This window comes from Desertibaculum subflavum, assembly GCA_003576705.1.
Taxonomy (GTDB): Bacteria; Pseudomonadota; Alphaproteobacteria; order Ferrovibrionales; family Ferrovibrionaceae; genus Desertibaculum; species Desertibaculum subflavum.
This window is the reverse complement of sequence record QOZS01000001.1, coordinates 108467-127792: the sequence shown is the minus strand read 5'-3', so window position 1 is coordinate 127792 and position 19326 is coordinate 108467. Positions and strand designations below refer to the sequence as shown.

Genomic DNA, 19326 nt, shown 5'->3' with positions numbered 1-19326 from the left:
TCCTCCCCACCTCACCCAACCCTCTCCCCCCTCTTCGAGGGCGGAGAGGGCTTTCCCCGCATGAGCAGGCTCTGGCAGCTCGCGGCCGAGACCGACAGCGAGTCGAGCGCCATCCAGGCGGAGATCGTGCTGGAATCCGAGGCGCTCTCGGTCGGCCGATTCCGCGCCGAGCAGGACGGCAGCCGCTGGCGCCTCGAGGCGCTGTTCGATGCCGAGCCCGATGCCGCCGACTGGTCACGCCGTCTCGGGGTCGACTGCGCGACGGAAAGGCTGCGCGACGCCGACTGGGTGACGGAAGCACAGAAGCATCTGCCGCCGGTCATCGCCGGCCGCTTCCACGTGCATGGCAGCCATATTCCCCGCCACGCCTCGCCCGCCATGCACGACATCCTGATCGAGGCCGGTCCGGCCTTCGGCACCGGGCAGCACGAGAGCACGCGAGGTTGCCTGCTGGCGCTCGACCGGCTGGCCCGGCGCATGCCGGTGCGCCGCGCGCTCGATGTCGGCTGCGGCACCGGCGTGCTCGCCATCGCCGTTGCCATGGCCTGGGTGAAGCCGGCGGTGGTGGCGACCGATATCGATCCGGTCTCGGCCCGCTTCGCCGCCAACGCCGCGCGCGAGAACGGCGTCGGCCGTTGCATTGTCACCGGCACCGGACCGGGTCTCAGGCCGGCCGTGGCGCGTGACGGCGCACCCTACGACCTGATCTGCGCCAATATCCTTGCCCGCCCGATCTGCCGCCTCGCCCCTGCCCTCGCCTCCGTGCTGGTGCCGCGGGGCCGCATCGTGCTGGCCGGCCTGCTGTGGTGGCAGGAAGCTGCCGTCCTCGCCGCCTACCGTGCCCACGGCCTGCCGCTCGATTTCCGCATCGCCCTCGGCGGCTGGCGAACTCTGGTGGTAGGGCGCTGACCGGACATCACCGCCGCGGCGTCAGCGTCTCGGCGCCGGCGCTTTCGCTCTCGCTGTGCACCCAGGTGCCGGCGAGGCTGCCGTCGGGCTGGCGGCGGTAGACGACGAGGTACTCGCCGGCGAAGCTCCGGTTGTGGTCGCCCTTCAGCAGGTCGCCGATGAAGATGGCGAGCGTGTCGCCGGTCGCCAAGCCCTTACCGGTATAGGTGTGGCGGGTGTCCTGGTTGTAGCAGGAGACCTGATAGATATCGGCCTGACGCTGCAGGCTGCAGGTGCCCTGATAGGCGCTGTCGTTCGCCGCGAAGCCCCTGCCGCGCATCACGTACTCGCCGGAGAAGTCGATCTCGGCGGCAGATGCCCCGCCGGCGGCGAGCAGCGCCGCGCCCGCAGCGACGATCCTGTGCATCGGCATGTCTCCCTCCCGTGTCACCGGAGAGGAAGCTGGCGCCAAGGTCGCTGCGGGGCAACTGGCTTCACCGCGAAGTGACGCGGCGTGAGCGCCGGGTCAGTTCCGCCCGCAGCAGAGCTTGAACTTCTTGCCCGAGCCGCAGGGGCACGGGTCGTTGCGGCCGACCTTCGGACCGGCGCGCCGGACTGGCTCCGTCGGCGGCCGGTGCTCCTTCCAGAACTGCGCGATTTCGATCACCACTTCGGGAATCGCATCGGGTGCCGCATTCAGCAGCGCTTCCGCCTCGTCGGCTTCCGCTTCGATCAGCGGCTGACCGTTCTCGTCCTCGCAGAGGAACAGGATCGGCCCCAGCAGATCGACATGCGCCTCGTCGCCGATCAGCGGCATCCAGGCTTCGGCGCGCAGGTAGACGCCGACCATGAAGCCTTCCGCCCAGTCGAAGGCAACCTCGTCGTTGTCCTCGGTCAGCCAGTAGATCGGCGTGCATTGCGGCGGGTCGCCGGCAAGGTCGCGCCAGATCTGATCCTGGCGGTCCAGGATCAGCCGCTCGACCTCCTCCCGCTCCGCCGCATCGGCGAAGGGCAGACCAGCCTCGCCCCATATCGTCGCCAGCCATTCGGCGGGCGGCACGACTTCCGGCCCGGCCGCAACGGCGGTGAGAAATCCGTCGAGCATCGAGAGGTTCATCGTGCCCTCGGGCACGCGATCGGATTCGAGAAAGGTCTCGAGACGATCGAGGTCTGCGTCAGATTGCGTCATGAGGGCTCCGCGCCGCACATCGCCGGCTCGCGGAGCATGGCACCGATCGGCCCGGCGCGTCGACCGCCGGGCCGAACGGCGCCGCGCCGGGCTAATGCGCCATCAGGACCGGCGTCACGACCGCTTTCTGCAGAACGTGACGGGTGGCGCCGCCGAGCAGCATCTCGCGCAGCCGGCTGTGCGCATAGGCGCCCATCACCATGAGATCCGCCTCGTTCGCCGCGGCGAGCAGCGTCTCGCCCACCGAGCGGCCATCGAGCGGCTCGATGCGCGCCGAGGCGTCGATGCCGTGGCAGCGGAGATAGGTCAGCACTTCGTCATGCGAAGCATCCCGCTCGTCGACCTCGTCGTCGGCGCTGATCACCTCGACGCGCTCCGCGCGCTCGAGGAAGGGCAGCGCCGCCGAGACGGCATGCCAGCATTGCAGGCTCTCCTTCCAGGCGATCATGACGGTGCCGGTCAGGCTGCCGCGCAGCTGCTGCGGCGCCAGCAGGACCGGGCGATGGGTGCGGAGCAGCGAGCGCTCGGCGATGTCCTTCAGCCGCTCGACCACCGCCGCGCTGGTCGCCACCATCAGGTCGAAGGCGGCGGCGCGCTGCACGGCGACACGCTCGTACTCACCGTCGGCCTCGCGCCAGGTCGCGGCAGGGAGGCCGGTCGGCGCCTCGTCCGCTGTGAGCAGCGGCACGGCATGCCGCAGACAGGCCTGCCGGAACTGCTCACGCTTCTCCTGCAGCGCCTTCTCACGCTCCTCCACCGCCCAGCCGATCGGCCGCGCGGCGGCGACACGGGCGCCGTAATTGCCCTGAATCATCCCCATGCCAGGGCTGGCCGGCACCGGATCGGCGATGTGCAGGGCCTCGACATGGGCGCCCAGCAGCTTGGCCACTGAGAGCCCCATCGCGACTTCGCTTGTGTGGTCGATGGCACCGGGAAGTGGGATCAGGATCCGCTTGATGCTCATGTGAGCCTCCTGTCGGTCCGTCGTGCTGCCCCTCAACGCCACGGCGTGGACTGCCTGGGACTCTAGCATTTCCACCTGCCGGCGGCCAGGAAGCGGCCGCAGCCGGCGCCCGCGCCGATGAGACGCGGTTCACAGCGCCCCGACGGCGCAGGCCCTATCCACGACACGATACCGGGCGGACGGTGCGCCGGCCCCGCGCGACGATCGAGGAGACGAGATGCGTGCCTTTCGAGTCACAATAGAGGACGGGCTGGAGCTGGATTGCGTGGAGCATGGCGACCCGCACGGCACGCCGATGGTGCTGCTGCACGGCTACAGCGATTCCCGCCGGTCGTTCGAACCGCTGCTCGCCCGGCTGCCGATGTCGATCCGCGCCATCGCCGTCAGCCAGCGCGGCCATGGCGATTCGGCGAGACCGGCGAGCGGCTATCGGATCGGCAACTTCGCCGCCGATCTGGCTGCGCTGCTGGACCGCCTCGACATCCCCCGCGCGATCGTGCTCGGCCATTCGATGGGCAGCCTGGTGGCCGAGCGCTTCGCCCTCGATCATCCCGACCGCCTCACCGGCCTTATCCTGGTCGGCGCGTTTCGCACATTGAAGGGCAGCGCCGCCCTGGCGGAACTCTGGCGCGAGGCGATCGCAGATTGTGCCGATCCGGTCGATCCCGGATTCGTGCGCGCCTTCCAGGAGAGCACGCTCGCCACGCCGGTCCCGCCTTCATTTCTCGAGGCGGTGATCGCCGAGAGCCTGAAGCTGCCGGCGCGTGTGTGGCGGGACGCGGCGCGCGGCATGATGGAGGAAGATTTCAGCGCCGAGCTGCGCCGAATTGCGGTGCCGACCCTGATCATCTGGGGCGACCAGGACGGCTTCAGCGACCGCCATGAGCAGGTCGCACTCGAAGTGAGCATCCGCGCCGCGCGCTCGGTCATCCTCGCCGGGATCGGCCATGCGCCGCATTGGGAACTGCCCGAACGCGTCGCAGCCGAGATCGCCGGCTTCGTTGCGGCCACTACCGGCGCGATGGCTTAGCCGCCGCGCCCCGCCTTGGGTCTGTGCCAGGGCTCAGGTCTGGGCCAAGTCCGGAAAGCGGAATGGCGCCGCCGGCGGCGTGCCGAGGCCGCGGACGAAGAGCAGCGCGTCGTCGCCGCCGAGCGGCCGGGCGCCGGGCCACCACGCCCCCGGCTCGAAGGCGAACTCGACCGATCTCGTCGCGGCGGCGGCCACGGCCGGCAATACCGTGGCGAGATCGAAAGCCCGCGGTGCGACCACATCGTGCAGGATCAGACGATCGGCCTCGCATCCGGTCACGATCAGAGCCTCTTCCGCATCGAGCCAATGCGCCGCGAGGGGGCGATTGCAGATATGCCAGAGCAGGATGGAATAGTAGGCGCGTGCGCCGAAGCGCCGGCCGGTCGGCGCAGCGCGGCCGCATAGCTCGGCGAGCCGGCGCCGCTCCCGCGCATCGCCGGAATTGAAGGCGCGCGCGCGGCCGGCGGCGGGCATGATCGCCGCGTCAACCCCGAACCGGCTCTGCACCATCCGTTGAAAGCCGAACCGGGGATAGAAGTCGAGCACGGTCGGGTTGGCGAACAGAAAGACCGGACATGCTTCCCGGTCGGCCTCGGCCAGAACTTCCTGCATCAGGCGCCGCGCCATTCCTTGGCCGCGGCGGCTGCCGCGGGTGGCCACTGCGCCCAGCTGGTACCCACCGGTCTCCTGGCCCTCGACCACCAGCGTCATCCGCGTGCGGCCGATGCTGGCGACCACGCGATCTGCCTCGGCCAGGGCCAGAACATCGTAACCGGCATCCCAGCCGCCGAGCGCGCCCCAACGGCGAAAGTCGATGCCGGGAAAGACTTCGGCGACATGCGCGAAGAACGCATCGTGCCAGGCAGGGTTATCCGCGGTGATGCGCAGTCGGCGATAGCTCATGGCTCGTCTTACCAGAAGCCTGGACGCTGCGACGTCAGGCCGGCTCGTCGAGAACCTGGCGCAACTTCGCCGCCAGATCCGACTGGCGATAGGGCTTGCTCAGCAGATCCCGGAACTCGTCCCCGTGCACGCCCGATGGCATGGCACCGCCGGCAAAGCCCGAGGTCAGCAGCACCTTGACCGACGGGTCGCGCGACCGCACGGCACGCGCCAGATCGCTGCCGCTCATGCCGCCAGGCATGACGATATCGGTGAACAGCAGATCGAATCGTTGCCCGCCATCGACCACCGCCAGCGCGGCGGGGCCATCGCCCGCCTCGACCACGTCGTAGCCGAGATCGCGCATCTGCTGCAGAACCATCGCTCGCACGGCGTCGTTGTCCTCGACCACCAGCACGCGCTCGCCGGGCCGCGCAACCGGCAGGCCGGCCGGCACCAGACGATCGGCGATCGCGGCATCCTTGGAGCGCGGCAGGTAGAGCCGCGCCGTCGTGCCGTGGCCGGCCTCGCTGTAGATCTTCACATGGCCATGCGACTGGCGCGCGAAGCCATAGACCATGCTGAGGCCAAGTCCGGTCCCCTGCCCCACCGGCTTGGTGGTGAAGAAGGGCTCGAAGACCCGTGCCAGCACCTCCGGCGGCATGCCGATCCCGGTATCGGAAACCGACAGCATCACATAGGCACCCGGCACGGCGTCGATGTTGATCCTGGCATAGTCCGCATCGAGTTCGCGGTTGGCGGTCTCGATGATGAGCCGCCCGCCTCCCGGCATCGCGTCGCGGGCGTTGATGGCGAGATTGACCAGAGCGCTCTCGAGCTGCGCCGGATCGGCGAAGGCCGACCACAGGTCGGGGTCGAGCCGGGTAGAGATCTCGATCGCCTCGCCGAGCGTGCGGCGCAGCAGGTCCATGGTGCCGACGACCCGCTCGTTGACGTCGAAAACGCGGGCGTCGAGCGCCTGGCGGCGGGCGAAGGCGAGCAGCTGGCGCGTCAGCTCGGCCCCGCGCAGCGACGCCTTCAGCGCGCTGGCCGCAAGCTCCGCCGCTGCCGGATCGGCGCGCAGGCGGAATTCCAGCAGATCGAGATTGCCGATCACGACGGTCAGCAGGTTGTTGAAGTCGTGGGCGATGCCGCCGGTCAGCTGGCCGACCGCTTCCAGGCGCTGCGAACGGCGCTGGCGCTCTTCGGCGGCCAGGCGCTCGGTCATGTCGCGGCCGATGAAGAAATGCTGCTGCTCCGGCGGCGACCATGTCCCGGTCCAGGCGAGCGCCACGGCACGACCGTCGCGGTGCAGATAGCGGCAGTCGAAGCTGCGCGTGTGGCCGCCGCGTCGACTCTCGCGCATCTCGTTCCGCGTGCTCTCGAGATCGTCCGGATGGATGAAGTCGATGGCGCTGCGGCCTTCCATCTCGTCGCGCCGGAATCCGAGAATGGCGGCGGAGCTCGGGCTGACCTGCACGAGGTTGCCCTGCCGATCGGTCACCAGGATCAGATCCTGCGAGGTCTCGACGATGCGCTGGCTGATCGCGCGCGCCACTTCGAGGTTATGGCGGCCCTCGAGCGTGGTGCGATGGGCGCGCCGCGCCCCCGTCACGTCCCGGAACAGGATCGTGTAGCCGTCCATGTTGGGAAAGCCACGCACTTCCAGCCAGGCGGAGAAGATCTCCGAATAGGCCGTGAAGGCGACCGGCTCGCCGCTGGCCTTCGAGGCGGTGTAGGCAAGGTGAAACGGATTGCGCGGATCGATATTCAGGGCATCGAACGCCGTGCGGCCGATGAAATCCTGCGCCGGGCGCTCAGCCATGCGTTGTGCGGCGGCATTGATGTGGACAAAGCGCCAGTCATTGTCGAAGGCGACAAAGCCGTCCGAAATGCGGTCCAGGATGTCGCCGACCTGGACCGCAAGAGCAGCATCACCCGGCGCCGCGGACCTGTCCATTCCTGCGCGACCTCGCTTGCCGCAATACATCTGCACGTCGGCACGGTCAGCATGCGCGAATGGTCGCCGAGGGTCCACCCGTTGGCCGCGCCGGCCATTGCGCCGCTCGACGCAAGTGTATGTTCGTGTAATGTTCCCACCATTGTGGGTTGGAGCGGAGCTGAGCGCGAATGGCGATGCGGCGGGCCGAAAACCGTCGAGCAGTTAGATGCTGCCTGCGATCTCCGCCGGATCCGCTTCAGCGAGGTGCGATTGCCGCCGGCACAGGCCGAAGGACGGCAAGGCAAGTGACGGCGGCGGGCCAGGGAGGCATGCCCGCCGCCGCCGAAATGACGATCGCCGAAGGGGGAGCGCGGCGACCGTCGGGGAACAGGAACCAACTACTCCGAACTACGCGGTACCACTCCGAACCACTCTCAACCAAAGCCGGAGGCGCGGTGGCCGATCAGGCCGCCGGACGCGGCGCGGCGGCTGCGGGCGCGATATTCTCGTTGGCGCCGCTGCGCGCGTCGGCATCGCCGGTCTTCAGCCCATGGACAACCGCCGCGATGTCGCCGCGATTGATGCCGATATCCTTCAGCATCCGCTCATCCATCGACTGCAGCTCGTTGTAGACCCGGGCGTTGTAGCGGGCCTCGCTGACGGCCTCGAACACCTTGCGAAAGGCCGCGGCGAAATGCTTCAGCGCGTCGCGCACAGCGCGGGCACGCAGGGCATTGGCCTCAGCGGTGATCCGCGCGATCTCCTCGGCGCTGGGCACCCGGTAGGTGAACTCGGCAGGCATCTTCGATACTCCCTTAGCATGTCGGCCAAGCGCCGACAGGAGGAATGTTGCGCTGCAGCAAGTTAAACTCAAGTAACTGATTTAATTGAATAGTGCGCCGCAGCAATGCGATTTATGCATGGCTCGACGCGGAGCTGCCCAGCTAGGCAGCGGATACGTTGCCGCAGCGAGGCAGGCTGCCCATAATCAAGTCATGGGCCAGATCGATGACGTGACCGCGGCGCTCCGCGCCGCCGGGCTGACCGAGGCGGATTTGGGTCGGAGTCTCGCCGAGACGGCCGATGCGCTCGCCGGAATTGCCGCCGCCCCCCCGGGCCCGGCCGGATTCGCCGGCCTGAGCCTGCTCGCCGCGCCGTCTGGCGCCGAATCGGTCCTGGCCCGGCTGGCGGCCGACATGGCGGCCGGGTTCGAGGCCATGGACGGCAGCCCGGCGGAGACGCCGGCCCGGCTCGCCGCCCTCCGCGCCGAGCTGGCGCGGCAGGGCATCGACGGCTTCATCGTGCCGCTGAACGACGAGTACAACGGCGAATATGTGCCGCGCCGGGCCCGCCGGCTCGCCTGGCTCACCGGGTTCACCGGCTCGGCCGGCGTGGCCGTCGTACTGGCCGACACCGCCTGCGTCTGGAGCGACGGCCGCTACACCCTGCAGCTCGAACAGCAGATAGACCCTGCTTCCTTCGAGCGCCGGCATGTCACCGACGATCCGCCGGCCACCTGGCTGGCCGACCGTCTGAAGCCGGGGCAGAAACTCGGCTACGACCCCTGGCTGCATACGACCGACGGCCTTGCCCGGCTCCGCGAGGCCTGCGCCCGCGCCGGCGCCACCCTCGTCGCGGTGGAGCCAAATCCGGTCGACATGGTCTGGGCCGGCCAGCCGCCGCCGCCGCTTTCGCCGGTGGAGATCCTCCCGATCGAAATCGCCGGCGAAGCGGCGGCTGACAAGCGACGCCGCATCGCCGCCAGCCTGGCCAAGGATGGCGCCGAGGCGACCGTCCTGACCCTGCCGGAATCGATCGCCTGGCTGCTCAACATCCGTGGTGCCGACGTGCCGCACACGCCGCTGCCGCTCGGCTTCGCCGTGCTCCGCGCCGATGCCTCGGTCGAGCTGTTCATCGACCCGCGCAAAGTCTCGGGCGAAGTGCGGAGCTATCTCGGCAACGAAGTGACCGTGCGGCCGATCGGCGAGTTCGGCGATGCGCTGGCCCGGCTCGGCCAGGGCAAGGCGAAGGTGCGGCTCGACAACTCGGTCGCGGCGAGCTGGGTGGTGGACCGGCTGCAATCGGCCGGCGCCGCGCTCCGCTTCGCGCCCGATCCCTGCCTCTTGCCGAAGGCCTGCAAGAACCCGGTGGAGCTGGACGGCATCCGCGCCGCGCACCGGCGCGACGGCGTCGCCGTGACGCGGTTCCTCGCCTGGCTCGCCCAGGAGGCGCCGAAGGGCACGGTCGACGAGCTGATCGCCAGCGACCGGCTCTACGCCTTCCGGCTGCAGGGCGAGAAGATCCGTGATCTCTCTTTTCCCACGATCTCCGGCGCGGGTCCGAACGGCGCCATCGTGCATTACCGCTCGACGCCGGCAACGAACCGGAAGCTCGGCGCGGGCGAGCTCTATCTCGTCGATTCCGGCGCGCAATATCTCGACGGCACCACCGACATCACCCGCACAGTGGCGATCGGCACGCCGAGTCAGGAGATGCGCGACCGCTTCACCCGCGTGCTGAAGGGCCACATCGCCCTCGCCACCACGATCTTCCCCGTCGGCACGTCGGGCAGCCAGCTCGACACGCTCGCCCGCCACGCGCTCTGGCAGGTGGGCCTCGACTACGACCACGGCACCGGTCACGGCGTCGGCCACTATCTGTCGGTGCACGAGGGGCCGCAGCGGATCTCCAAGGTGCCGAACACCATCGCGCTGCAGCCCGGCATGGTCGTCTCCAACGAGCCCGGCTACTACAAGACCGGCGGCTTCGGTATCCGGATCGAGAACCTGGTCGCGGTGCGCGAGGTGGACGCGCCATCCGGCGCGGAGCGCAAGATGCTGGGCTTCGAAACTCTGACCCGCGCACCGATCGACCGCGCGCCGATCGACCCCGAATTGCTGACCGCCGCCGAGATCGCCTGGCTCGATGCCTATCACGCCGAGGTGCGCCTCGCTTTGACGCCGCTTCTCGATCCGGCCGCGGCCGCCTGGCTCGCCGACGCGACGCGCCCGCTGCTTTAGACGTTTCGGCGCATGTCAGGGGCCGACGGCGCGGCCCTGCGCCGCCGGAGTCGCATCCAGTTGCCTCGCAAGCAGGCCGCGGATACGCGCGATCGTGACCTGTTCGGGCCGACCCAGTTCCAGCCCGGGCGCATACAGAAGCTTGAGCAGGACGGTGTCCTCCTCGGTGGCCGCGACAATTCCCTCCGTGATGTTCAGCACGCTTTGCAGCCGCTGCGGATGCCCTGGAAATCCGAGCGCGTGCATCAGTTCATGCACCGCGCAGGCGCCGTTGCGGCCCGCGTGCCGGGTATTGATCCGCACCTCGGCATGCGTCAGGGCCCCCTGCCCGTCAAACCGGACACGTGTATAGCAGCCTGCATCGCGGCCTTTGACGCGGTATCCCGGTCCGGCATCAAGCACGATCAGCAGGTTTTCGGCCTCCGCGCTCCCCGGCGGCAACACCTCGACCGCGAGATCGGCGATATGCGCCAGCCGGCGCAGCGCCGCCACAACGAATGTCCCCAATTCGCCCGGCTCCCCGACAAGCCGCAGCCTCAGCGGCGCTTCCCAGCGCCGCAGCGCCGCCGGTCGGCCGTCATCTCCCCGCAATGCGGCCTCGACGAAGCCGTTCAACAATTCGTCGAATCGCTCTCCGCCGCCGGGCGCCGCCATGGCGACCGACAGCATTCCGGCCAGCGCGGTCGCGGCGGCGAGGCCCCGACACAGGACACGACGGCAGAAATCCGTCCAGGCCCAGCCGGACGAATCGATTTCCGTGCGCGACGGGCCGGACCGCAGCGGCATCCCACCGCCCTGCCGCCGATAAGGTTGACCCGAAGTCGATGCGGGGCCATTCATCACCCCTCCTCTAGCAGTTCTGCGAGTTCGCGGCCGTGCTCCAACCAGACTCCGTCACCCGCCTGTCGCTCGCCAAGGAGCGCATCCGGATCCTGCTGCTCGAGAACGTGCACGCCAATGCCGTCGAGGCCTTCACCCGTGCCGGCTACAGCTCGATCGAGCGCGTTGGCAAAGCGCTGGACGAGGCCGAGCTGGTCAAGAAGGTCAAGGGCGTGCATCTGCTCGGCATCCGTTCCGGCACCACCTTGACGCCGGCGGTGTTCGCGGCGGCGAACCGCCTGTTCGCGGTGGGCTGCTTCTCGGTCGGCACCAACCAGGTCGACCTCGCCGCCGCGCGGCGGGCCGGCGTGCCGGTGTTCAACGCACCCTATTCCAACACGCGCTCGGTGGCGGAGCTCGTCATCGGCGAGGCGATCATGCTGCTGCGCGGCATTCCGGAGCGAGCGATCGCGGCGCGCGACGGCCGCTGGCTGAAGACCGCCAAGGGCGCGGTCGAGGCACGCGGCAAAACCATTGGCATCGTCGGCTACGGCCATATCGGCTCGCAGGTCTCCGTGCTGGCCGAGGGGCTCGGCATGCGGGTGATCTATTTCGACACGACCAAGAAGCTGATGATCGGCAATGCGCGGCCCTGCGCCAGCCTGCATGCCCTGCTGGGCGAGGCCGACGTGGTCACCCTGCACGTGCCCGACACGCCGCATACGCGCAACATGATCGACGCCAAGGCGCTGGCGGCCATGAGGCCGGGCGGCGTGCTGATCAATGCCTCGCGCGGCACCGTGGTCGACATACCCGCCCTCGCCGAAGCCCTGAGGCGCGGCCACCTCAAGGGCGCGGCGATCGACGTATTCCCGAAGGAGCCGGGAAGCGAGGCGGAGAGCTTCGAGAGCCCGCTCCGCAAGCTCGACAACGTGATCCTGACGCCGCATATCGGCGGGTCCACCGAGGAGGCGCAGGCCAATATCGGGCACGAGGTGGCGGAAAAGCTGATCGAGTATTCCGATACCGGCTCGACCGTCGGCGCCGTCAACTTCGTCCAGGTCTCGCTGCCGGTGAAGGCCGGCGAGACGCGCTTCCTGCACATCCACCGCAACGTGCCGGGCGTGCTGCGCCGGATCAACGAGGTGTTCGCTTCGCGCAGCCTGAATATCGGCGCGCAGTACCTGCAGACCGATCCCGAGATGGGCTATGTGGTGAGTGAGATCGACGGCGCGGTGGACGAGACCGACCTGCGCGCGGAGCTGGAAGCGATCGACGGCACCATCCGCGTCCGCTTCCTGTACTAGCGACGGCCGCCGGCCAGCCTTTGCGAGGCCGGGTCGGCGCGCAGCCGCGCCATCGCCCAGACACCGAGGAAGGGCCCGATCGCCAGCGTGGCGAAGGCCAGCTGCCAGCCGAGCCACTCCACCGCGTAGGGCAGGAAGTGGATGGTGACCAGGGTCAGGAGGAAGCCCTGGGCCGTCTGCACCGTCAGCATCGTGCCGACCAGCGAGCGGTCGGCGAGCTCGGCCACGCTGGCGGAGAACTGGGCCGAGTCGGCGACGATGCTGATTCCCCAGATCGCACAGATGCCGAGCACCAGCACGGGCGCGCCACCGAAGGTGAAGCCCACGGTCAACGCACAGAACCCGCTGACCAGCATCGCCGCCATGGTCAGCGTCGTGCGGCCGAGCCGGTCGGCGAAGACCCCGCCGGCAAGGCAGCCGACCGCGCCGATGGCGATGGTGGCGAAGGTCGCGATGCGGCCCCAGAGCGCGGCGTCGGCGGCACCCATCCGCTCGGCGAAGCTCGCCTGCACAAACAGGCCGATCCAGGCCCACATGGCGTAGAGCTCCCACATATGGCCGAGATAGCCGAGATTGGCGAGGCGGAGCGGCCGGTCGGTCCAGGCCTTCAGCGCATGCCGCGGATCGAAGGGCGGCGCCTTGCCCATGCCCGGCCCGAGCCCGACCCAGCCAGCGGCAACGCCGGAGGCGATGGCGAAAATGCCGGCAGCGATATAGGTGAGCCGCCAATCGACTCCGCCGAAAGCCGCGAACAGATGCGGCGCAGCCGAGCCCACGGTCAGCGCGCCGACGAGCAGTCCGATCAAGAGCCCGGTATCGCCCCGCGCCCAGCTCGACGCGATCTTCATGCCCACCGGATAGACGCCCGCCATGCAGATCCCGGTCAGGAACCTGAGCGCGATCAGCGCGCCCGAGTCGCCCGGCAATGCCGCCGACGCGAAGCTCGCCAGGCCGGCGACCAGGGCACTGGCCCGCAGCAGATGCCGCGGGTCGAGGCGATCGGGCAGGCTCAGGACGGCGCTGACCAGCGTGCCGGCGACGAAGCCGAACTGCACCGCGCTGGTGAGCAGCGCCTCAAAGGTCGGGTCCAGCGCATGCTGGGCCCGCAGGGCCGGCAGCACCGCCGCCGAAGCGAACCACACAGCCATCGCCAGCAACTCGCAGACGATCAGGACGCCGAGCGACCGCCACTTCCCGGAAAATGCGTCGCTGCCGCGGCCCGCCGGTCCCACCATCTCGAACGCCCGCCTCCCATCGAAGCCGGTAGGCTAGTGCGATTCCGGCCGGATCAGTGAATTGCGGCGGCGGCGGTGAAAGCGTCTGCCAGGTCCGCGGCGGTCCTGAAGTGCACCACGATGGCAAGCAGCCGGTCGAGCGGGGTCGACCGCAGATCCGGAACGGAGCTCATTGCGGCGCAGATGCAGGCCAAGGTATTGGCGTCGCCGCGAAACAGCACACGCCGCGCTCCGCCCGGCCTGCCGCCCTCGATCATCACCCCGTCCGCGTGCAGCGCGAGGCCGACGTGATCGCCGCCGGCCAGCCGGATCTCTGCCGAAGGCCGCCGCCGTTCATTGCGATAAACAAGAATCGTGCCCGTCATACCCACGAAATCTAGGCACGCCGCCGGCGTGCCGCTGCGGTCTAGGTCACAGCGGCCGCCGACAGGGCTTGGCCGTCAGATTCTGCCGCGCCACGCTACGGCGAGGCCGGCCAGGGCGGCGGCGAGCAGCAGAGCCGAGGCCGGCGCCGACACCGGCGTCGTGTTCAGATAGCGCAGCGTGCCATAGACGTGCACGTCGGTGCCGAGGTCGTAGCCCTGCTCGTTGCTGCCGTTGATGGCGTGGAACTCGATGCCGGCGCCCTGCTTCGGCACGCCGGGCGTGCCCGGCAGGAAAAAGGTGTCGACCAGAGCGTCCGGCAGCGCATTGCTCAGCAGCGCCGCCAGGTCGAGGGATTCCAGCGAGATGCCGAGCTCCGCATAGTCATACCCGCCGAACGGGCTGACTTCGCCATAGGCGTAGAAGCCGTCGAACAGCGGCAGGCCGTAATCATCGCGGTCATTGCCGAGCTGCACATTGTTGTAAGGTAGCGAGTTGTTCTGCTGATAGGCAACGCCATTGCCGAAATCGATCCAGAAGCCACTGACCGCACCCTGGTAGAATCCGAAATTCGGCCGGGGATCCGTGTTCGGCGTCGCCTGGTCGTAGACGAAGCCGCCGGTGAAGCTGGTCCCCACCGTCACCTGCCCGCCGAACAGCGAGTCGTTGTCATGCGCCTCGACCACAGCGCCGCCGAACGTCACCTGGATCTTCGCCGCCTCGGCGCCGGCCGTCATGCAGCAGGCAGCACAACCGGCCATCACGGCCGCAAGGATTCTCGCACGCATCTTTCCCCGCCCTCCATCTCCGGGAACCGGTGTCGTCGGATGGAAGGCGCGCGCCGCACCCGACCTCGGTTTCGGGCGCATACTCGCAAAAGTTAATTCGATGTCAATGATGATGAGCCAAATGTCTTCTCTTTCCAATGCACTGTGACGATCACCACTTCGATTCGAAAGCGAAAGTGGCCCCAGCCACAGCTTTCATGTTCAACCCTATCCCCCGGCCGTGCCGGGGTCCGACCCCGTCTCGGTCGGCACGAACATCTCTTCCTTCACCGTCGACAGCACGATGATGCTGCGGGTGCGCGCCACCGCCTCGCCCTGCTTGAGCACGTCGTTGATGAAGCGATCGAGGGCGCGGGCGTTCCGGCAGCAGATTTTGAGGATGTAGTCGTGATCGCCGGCCACGTGATGGCATTCCAGGATCTCCGGACGCGAGCCGACCAGAGCCAGGAATTCGGCGCGGTGACGCTGGTGGCTGAGATCGGCGCCAACGAAGGCCGTAAGATCGTAGCCCAGCGCCTCGCGGTCGAGCACGGCACCGTATCCCTTGATCATGCCCTTCTCTTCCAGGCGGCGTACCCGCTCCGCCGCGGCGGGCGGCGAAAGGCCGAGCTGCGGCGCCAACTCCGCCCAGGTTATGCGGCCCTGGCGGACCATGAGCTGGAGGGCCTGGAAGTCGAGATGATCCATCGATGGCTGACCTTGGTCTCGGCGGCCGGCGATTCCGGCGAGGGGCCAGCATAGCCGCAGCCAGGGTTACGGCAGGTGGCGTTCAGGCCGCGCGGGTCGGCTTCTGCTTGATATGGGCGTTGCGACGGGCGAGGTTCGGCTCGCGCTCGACCACGGCAAGCACCTCCCGCCAGCCGGCCAGCGGATTGTCCAGCCGCTGCTGGATCGCCCGCACGACGTCGAGATCGGCCGCCGTGTCGACGGTCCAGCGATGCGCCGAGAGGTCGCGCTCGCAATCGAGGCCGACGACCTGGAAGCGGCCGGGCTCCTCGTAGAGATACGGCGTCACGTGCTCGCGGTGATGTGGCGCCTTGCCCTCGCGGTCGGCACGGGCCAGCGCCTCGGCGGTGAACACCTCGACATCGAGGCCGCGAGGATAGCGCCGGCTCAGCACGTTGGAGGCGTAGTCGGCGCGATGGGCATCGCGCATCGTCACCACGGCATCGATCAGGGCGGGGTCGATCAGCGGGCAATCGGCGGTGACCCGCACGATGACATCGGCTTCCTCCCGCTTGCCCGCCTGGACAAAGCGCGCCAGCACGTCGTCCAACGGGCCGCGATGATGGCGGATGCCGTTGGCGCGGCAATAGGCGGCCAGCCGATCGTCGGTGCTGTCGGTGGAGGTGGCGACGGCGACGCCGTCGAGCAGGCGCGCGGCCGACACGCGCTCGACCACATGCGCCAGCATCGGCACGCCCTCGATGTCCATCAGCACCTTGCCGGGCAGGCGGCTGGACGAGAGGCGGGCCTGGATGAGGGCGATGGTTCGCATGGCGGAAGCTGCGTCAGGCGGCGCGGGCGCGGGTCTCGGCCAGAACGGCGTCGATCACTTGCGCCACCTCGGTATCGCTCATGCCCTGATGCAGCGGCAAAGTGAGGATCAGATCCGCAGCTTGCTCGCCGGCCGGACACAGGCCCGGCGCGGTCGCGAAGCGCTCGCGATAGAAGGGATGCAGATGCACGACCGGGTAATGCACGTTGGCTCCGATTCCACGTGCACGGAGTCTAGCATGCATCTCGGCGCGACCGACAGCGCCATACGATGCGTCGAGCCGGATGACATAGAGATGGTACGCATGCTCCACGCCGCGCTCGGTCGCGAGCGGCGTGAACGCGTTGGCGCCGGCGAAGGCCTGGTCGTAGATCGCGGCGATCGCGCGCCGGCGCGCGAGCCAGCGATCGAGCTTCTTCATCTGGCTGGTGCCGAGCGCGCAGTTCACGTCGGGCAGGCGATAGTTCCAGCCGAGCGAGGTCATCGCATAGGAGAACGTCCCCTTCTCCGCCCGCTCGCGCCAATCGGTGTCGATGCCGTGGCTGCGGAAGGCCCGCGCCTTGCGGTCGTGCGCGGGGTCGAGGGCGATCAGCATGCCGCCTTCCGCCGTCGTGATGTGCTTGACGGGATGGAAGCTGAGTGCGGTCAGATCCGCCAGCCTGCCCACCGCGATGCCGTCGCGCCGGGCGCCGAGCGCGTGGCAGCCGTCGGCGACCAGCGGAATCTCGTGCGGCTCGGCGATTGCACGCAGCGCCCGCCAATCGCAGGGCTGGCCGGCGTAGTCGACGCCGACGATCGCCTTGGTCCGCGGGGTGACGCGGCGGGCCACGTCCCGCGGATCGATCAGCAAAGTCGCCGGATCGATATCGGCAAAAACCGGCCGCGCGCCCTGGAAAACGGCGGCATTCGCCGTGGCGACGAAAGTGAGGCAGGGCACGATCACCTCGTCGCCCGGCCCGATGCCGAGCACCGCCATGGCGGCATGCAGCGCGGCGGTGCCGGTATTGACGGCGACCGCATGCGGGACGTCGAGATAGCCCGCCACCGCCTGCTCGAAGCCGGCAACCGCGGGGCCGGTGGTCAGCCAGTCGGAGCGCAGCACGCCGGCGACCGCGGCGATATCGTCATCGTCGATCGAATGCCGACCGTAGGGAATCACGTCGTCCCCCTTTGTCGCCGTCAGGCGGCCTGGAGCAGGCGCAGCTCCCCGAGCAGCGCGCGGATCTCGTCGACCGTCAGGAAGTGGTGGTTGGTGCCGCTGGAATAGACGAAGCCCGGCGGGACCGCGACCGGCTCATGGCCGTTGGCGTTGACGATGTCGCCTTCCGACCACCAGGGGAACAGCGGCTTGAGCAGGAAGCGGTCGCCGAGGTCGAGGCAATGCCGGCTCTCGTCCTCGGTCACCATGGTCTCGTGCAGCTTCTCGCCCGGACGGATACCGACGGTCTCGAGCTTGCAGCCCGGCGCCAGCGCCGCGGCGAGATCGAGGATGGTGGCCGACGGGATCTTCGGCACGAAGATCTCGCCGCCGCTCATCTGGTCGATGCAGGTCTCGACGAAGCGGACCGCCTGGTCGAGGGTGATCCAGAACCGCGTCATGCGGTCGTCGGTGATGGTGAGCTTGCCGTTGTTGCGCTGGTTCAGGAACAGCGGCACCACGCTGCCGCGGCTGCCGACCACGTTGCCGTAGCGCACCACCGAGAAGCGGGTGCCCTTGTCGCCGGTATAGCTGTTCGATTGCACGATCAGCTTCTCGGCCGCCATCTTGGTGGCGCCGTAGAGGTTGACCGGGGCGCAGGCCTTGTCGGTCGAGACCAGCATCACCTTCTGCACGCCGCAATCGAGCGCCGCCTCGATGACGTTCCTGGTGCCGTTGATATTGGTGTTGACCGCCTCGATCGGGTTGTACTCGCAGGCCGGGACCTGTTTCAGGGCAGCCGCGTGGATCACGATGTCGACGCCCTGGAACGCCCGGCGCAGCCGGTCCAGGTCGCGCACGTCGCCGAGGAACCAGCGGAGCCGGGGATCATCCAGGCCGCCGGTGCGCAGCTCGTACTGCTTCAGCTCGTCGCGGCTGAAGATGATGATCTTGCGCGGCTTCAGATGGCGCAGGGCATGCGCGGCGAAGCGCGAACCGAACGAACCCGTCCCCCCGGTGACCAGAACCGTCTTGCCAACCCACGCCATGTGACCGTGACCTCGGAAATCTACCGTTCGGTCACGATCGTCAACAAAGTGGGTGAAGATCTGGTTGATAAAGGCAATTCCGATAAAAGGCTCTCTTTAACTATCCTTAAAGCAACTTTGCCTACCGTTCCGTCGAGGTGCGGATTCTCCCGCCCCGACGAGTGCACCCATGGTCACGGTCAGCAAGAATTCGATCTTCAACCTGACGTCGCAGACGAACCTCTACAAGTACAACGTAGAGCGTATGTTCACGATTCTGCAGGGCCAGATCCTGGGCAATGCCGAGTTCGACATCGCCAAGTTCAACACCCAGAAATCCGACGAGCTGGAATCGGTACAGGTACGGCTCGACGGTCTACTGAAGGCAAAGGACGAGATCGGCAACCGGCTGGACGCCATCCGCCGCTCCCGCGATCAGTTGGCGGAAGTGCGCACGGCGCTCGCCCAGGCGGCGGCCGCGGCCCAGTCCGGCAATCGGCCTGATTTCGACAATGCGCTGCTGGCAGCGAACCTGGAAGCCGGCCAGTCGCGCACCGACAAGGACAACCTGATCGGCGCGCTCTCGGCCAGCGGCCGCGGCGCACGGTCCGAGGTCATCACGCTGCCCGATGGCGACGTCATCCTGCAGACGCGCGCATTGACCACGGGGTACAGCATCACGCTCGATACCGGCGAGCAGATCACGCCGGAGCTGACCGCAGGCTCGATCAAGATCGACGGCACGAAATACGACCTTGCGGCGCTCAACTACGTCTCCGGAAGCGGCGACGACATTACCTTCGAGAGCGGCGGCAGCACGTTCACCGGCACGGTGAGCCGAGGCGGGCTCGGCGTCCTGAACTCGTTCTTCTACGAGGATCTGGGGACGCAGACCGGGCGCGACGCGGCAATTGCCGATGTGCGCGCCGCGCTCAAGATCGTCGACGAAGTGGCGAAGAACCTCGATACCGCCGAACTCGAGGTTGGCTATGGCCTCGGGAGCGTCGATGTAGACGCCAGCGCGGTCCAGAACGAGATGAACGATCTCGTCCTGCGTCAGCGCGAAGAGGAGAAGGCGTTCAACCGCTCGCTGCAGGTGCGCACGCAGGTGGCCTTGTCGTCGATCGCGCTCGCCGCGAAGACGGCCGAGACGCAGATCCTGAGCATGTTCACCGAGGAGCCCAAGTACACCGACACGATCCTCGACAAGTTCGGCATCCTCGACAAGAAGTGAG

19 protein-coding genes are annotated in these 19326 nt (G+C 68.4%); 5 read left to right on the top strand and 14 right to left on the bottom strand.

Annotation, left to right across the window (positions count from 1 at the left end; all coding sequences use genetic code 11):
- Positions 1-60 precede the first annotated feature (60 nt).
- On the top strand, positions 61-909 hold the full coding sequence (locus DT074_RS00640) for a 50S ribosomal protein L11 methyltransferase (protein WP_119417858.1): 849 nt from the start codon (positions 61-63) through the stop codon (positions 907-909).
- Positions 910-916: 7 nt separating this feature from the next.
- On the opposite strand, the gene DT074_RS00635 is transcribed toward DT074_RS00640, so the two are convergent.
- The 3 genes from DT074_RS00635 to DT074_RS00625 form a co-directional block, all read right to left on the bottom strand.
- On the bottom strand, positions 917-1321 hold the full coding sequence (locus tag DT074_RS00635; RefSeq protein ID WP_119417857.1) for a hypothetical protein: 405 nt from the start codon (positions 1319-1321) through the stop codon (positions 917-919).
- Positions 1322-1414: 93 nt separating this feature from the next.
- Positions 1415-2077 (bottom strand): UPF0149 family protein, encoded by a 663-nt coding sequence (locus DT074_RS00630; protein ID WP_119417856.1) that lies wholly within the window; start codon positions 2075-2077, stop codon positions 1415-1417.
- 91 nt (positions 2078-2168) lie between these two features.
- Positions 2169-3041, bottom strand: coding sequence for a universal stress protein (locus tag DT074_RS00625; RefSeq protein ID WP_162914523.1), 873 nt, complete (start codon positions 3039-3041; stop codon positions 2169-2171).
- Positions 3042-3258: 217 nt separating this feature from the next.
- Here DT074_RS00625 and DT074_RS00620 point away from each other — a divergent pair, with 217 nt between their 5' ends.
- On the top strand, positions 3259-4071 hold the full coding sequence (locus DT074_RS00620; RefSeq protein ID WP_119417854.1) for an alpha/beta fold hydrolase: 813 nt from the start codon (positions 3259-3261) through the stop codon (positions 4069-4071).
- 33 nt (positions 4072-4104) lie between these two features.
- Here the strand turns inward: DT074_RS00620 and DT074_RS00615 are convergent, their stop codons facing one another.
- The 3 genes from DT074_RS00615 to DT074_RS00605 form a co-directional block, all read right to left on the bottom strand.
- Positions 4105-4974: a GNAT family N-acetyltransferase gene (locus DT074_RS00615; RefSeq protein ID WP_119417853.1), complete on the bottom strand. Its 870-nt coding sequence runs from the start codon at positions 4972-4974 to the stop codon at positions 4105-4107.
- A gap of 34 nt (positions 4975-5008) precedes the next feature.
- Complete coding sequence (locus DT074_RS00610) at positions 5009-6913, bottom strand: hybrid sensor histidine kinase/response regulator (protein ID WP_162914522.1); 1905 nt, start codon at positions 6911-6913, stop codon at positions 5009-5011.
- Positions 6914-7358: 445 nt separating this feature from the next.
- Positions 7359-7697: a DUF1127 domain-containing protein gene (locus DT074_RS00605; protein WP_119417851.1), complete on the bottom strand. Its 339-nt coding sequence runs from the start codon at positions 7695-7697 to the stop codon at positions 7359-7361.
- A gap of 193 nt (positions 7698-7890) precedes the next feature.
- On the opposite strand from DT074_RS00605, the gene DT074_RS00600 reads away from it, so the two are divergent.
- Entirely contained in the window at positions 7891-9915 is a 2025-nt protein-coding gene (locus tag DT074_RS00600; protein WP_119417850.1) for an aminopeptidase P family protein, read from the top strand.
- A 15-nt stretch (positions 9916-9930) separates the two neighbouring features.
- Here DT074_RS00600 and DT074_RS00595 read toward each other — a convergent pair whose 3' ends face one another.
- Entirely contained in the window at positions 9931-10701 is a 771-nt protein-coding gene (locus DT074_RS00595; protein WP_162914521.1) for a DUF2927 domain-containing protein, read from the bottom strand.
- An 89-nt stretch (positions 10702-10790) separates the two neighbouring features.
- Between DT074_RS00595 and serA the strand changes: the two genes are divergently transcribed.
- Positions 10791-12041, top strand: a complete 1251-nt coding sequence (gene serA, locus DT074_RS00590; RefSeq protein ID WP_119417848.1) for a phosphoglycerate dehydrogenase — start codon at positions 10791-10793, stop codon at positions 12039-12041.
- On the opposite strand, the gene DT074_RS00585 is transcribed toward serA, so the two are convergent.
- The 7 genes from DT074_RS00585 to pseB form a co-directional block, all read right to left on the bottom strand.
- Positions 12038-13276 (bottom strand): MFS transporter, encoded by a 1239-nt coding sequence (locus DT074_RS00585; RefSeq protein WP_119417847.1) that lies wholly within the window; start codon positions 13274-13276, stop codon positions 12038-12040. The genes serA and DT074_RS00585 overlap by 4 nt on opposite strands.
- A gap of 53 nt (positions 13277-13329) precedes the next feature.
- Positions 13330-13641: a hypothetical protein gene (locus DT074_RS00580; protein ID WP_119417846.1), complete on the bottom strand. Its 312-nt coding sequence runs from the start codon at positions 13639-13641 to the stop codon at positions 13330-13332.
- A 75-nt stretch (positions 13642-13716) separates the two neighbouring features.
- A complete protein-coding gene (locus DT074_RS00575) occupies positions 13717-14427 on the bottom strand; it encodes a hypothetical protein (RefSeq protein ID WP_162914520.1) in 711 nt (236 codons plus the stop codon).
- 207 nt (positions 14428-14634) lie between these two features.
- On the bottom strand, positions 14635-15114 hold the full coding sequence (locus DT074_RS00570) for an Lrp/AsnC family transcriptional regulator (protein WP_119417844.1): 480 nt from the start codon (positions 15112-15114) through the stop codon (positions 14635-14637).
- Positions 15115-15196: 82 nt separating this feature from the next.
- Positions 15197-15925, bottom strand: coding sequence for a cytidylyltransferase domain-containing protein (locus DT074_RS00565; protein ID WP_119417843.1), 729 nt, complete (start codon positions 15923-15925; stop codon positions 15197-15199).
- A gap of 13 nt (positions 15926-15938) precedes the next feature.
- Positions 15939-17084 (bottom strand): DegT/DnrJ/EryC1/StrS family aminotransferase, encoded by a 1146-nt coding sequence (locus DT074_RS00560; RefSeq protein WP_119417842.1) that lies wholly within the window; start codon positions 17082-17084, stop codon positions 15939-15941.
- Positions 17085-17104: 20 nt separating this feature from the next.
- Positions 17105-18112, bottom strand: coding sequence for a UDP-N-acetylglucosamine 4,6-dehydratase (inverting) (pseB, locus tag DT074_RS00555; protein WP_119417841.1), 1008 nt, complete (start codon positions 18110-18112; stop codon positions 17105-17107).
- 169 nt (positions 18113-18281) lie between these two features.
- On the opposite strand from pseB, the gene DT074_RS00550 reads away from it, so the two are divergent.
- On the top strand, positions 18282-19325 hold the full coding sequence (locus tag DT074_RS00550; RefSeq protein ID WP_119417840.1) for a hypothetical protein: 1044 nt from the start codon (positions 18282-18284) through the stop codon (positions 19323-19325).
- The last annotated feature ends 1 nt before the right edge of the window (position 19326 follow it).

Bases quoted from the DNA above. Each gene is read 5' to 3' on its own strand.
- DT074_RS00640 (WP_119417858.1), top strand. From the start codon at position 61: ATGAGCAGGCTCTGGCAGCTCGCGGCCGAGACCGACAGCGAGTCGAGC.
- DT074_RS00635 (WP_119417857.1), bottom strand. From the start codon at position 1,321: ATGCCGATGCACAGGATCGTCGCTGCGGGCGCGGCGCTGCTCGCCGCC.
- DT074_RS00630 (WP_119417856.1), bottom strand. From the start codon at position 2,077: ATGACGCAATCTGACGCAGACCTCGATCGTCTCGAGACCTTTCTCGAA.
- DT074_RS00625 (WP_162914523.1), bottom strand. From the start codon at position 3,041: ATGAGCATCAAGCGGATCCTGATCCCACTTCCCGGTGCCATCGACCAC.
- DT074_RS00620 (WP_119417854.1), top strand. From the start codon at position 3,259: ATGCGTGCCTTTCGAGTCACAATAGAGGACGGGCTGGAGCTGGATTGC.
- DT074_RS00615 (WP_119417853.1), bottom strand. From the start codon at position 4,974: ATGAGCTATCGCCGACTGCGCATCACCGCGGATAACCCTGCCTGGCAC.
- DT074_RS00610 (WP_162914522.1), bottom strand. From the start codon at position 6,913: ATGGACAGGTCCGCGGCGCCGGGTGATGCTGCTCTTGCGGTCCAGGTC.
- DT074_RS00605 (WP_119417851.1), bottom strand. From the start codon at position 7,697: ATGCCTGCCGAGTTCACCTACCGGGTGCCCAGCGCCGAGGAGATCGCG.
- DT074_RS00600 (WP_119417850.1), top strand. From the start codon at position 7,891: ATGGGCCAGATCGATGACGTGACCGCGGCGCTCCGCGCCGCCGGGCTG.
- DT074_RS00595 (WP_162914521.1), bottom strand. From the start codon at position 10,701: ATGCCGCTGCGGTCCGGCCCGTCGCGCACGGAAATCGATTCGTCCGGC.
- DT074_RS00585 (WP_119417847.1), bottom strand. From the start codon at position 13,276: ATGGTGGGACCGGCGGGCCGCGGCAGCGACGCATTTTCCGGGAAGTGG.
- DT074_RS00580 (WP_119417846.1), bottom strand. From the start codon at position 13,641: ATGACGGGCACGATTCTTGTTTATCGCAATGAACGGCGGCGGCCTTCG.
- DT074_RS00575 (WP_162914520.1), bottom strand. From the start codon at position 14,427: ATGCGTGCGAGAATCCTTGCGGCCGTGATGGCCGGTTGTGCTGCCTGC.
- DT074_RS00570 (WP_119417844.1), bottom strand. From the start codon at position 15,114: ATGGATCATCTCGACTTCCAGGCCCTCCAGCTCATGGTCCGCCAGGGC.
- DT074_RS00565 (WP_119417843.1), bottom strand. From the start codon at position 15,925: ATGCGAACCATCGCCCTCATCCAGGCCCGCCTCTCGTCCAGCCGCCTG.
- pseB (WP_119417841.1), bottom strand. From the start codon at position 18,112: ATGGCGTGGGTTGGCAAGACGGTTCTGGTCACCGGGGGGACGGGTTCG.
- DT074_RS00550 (WP_119417840.1), top strand. From the start codon at position 18,282: ATGGTCACGGTCAGCAAGAATTCGATCTTCAACCTGACGTCGCAGACG.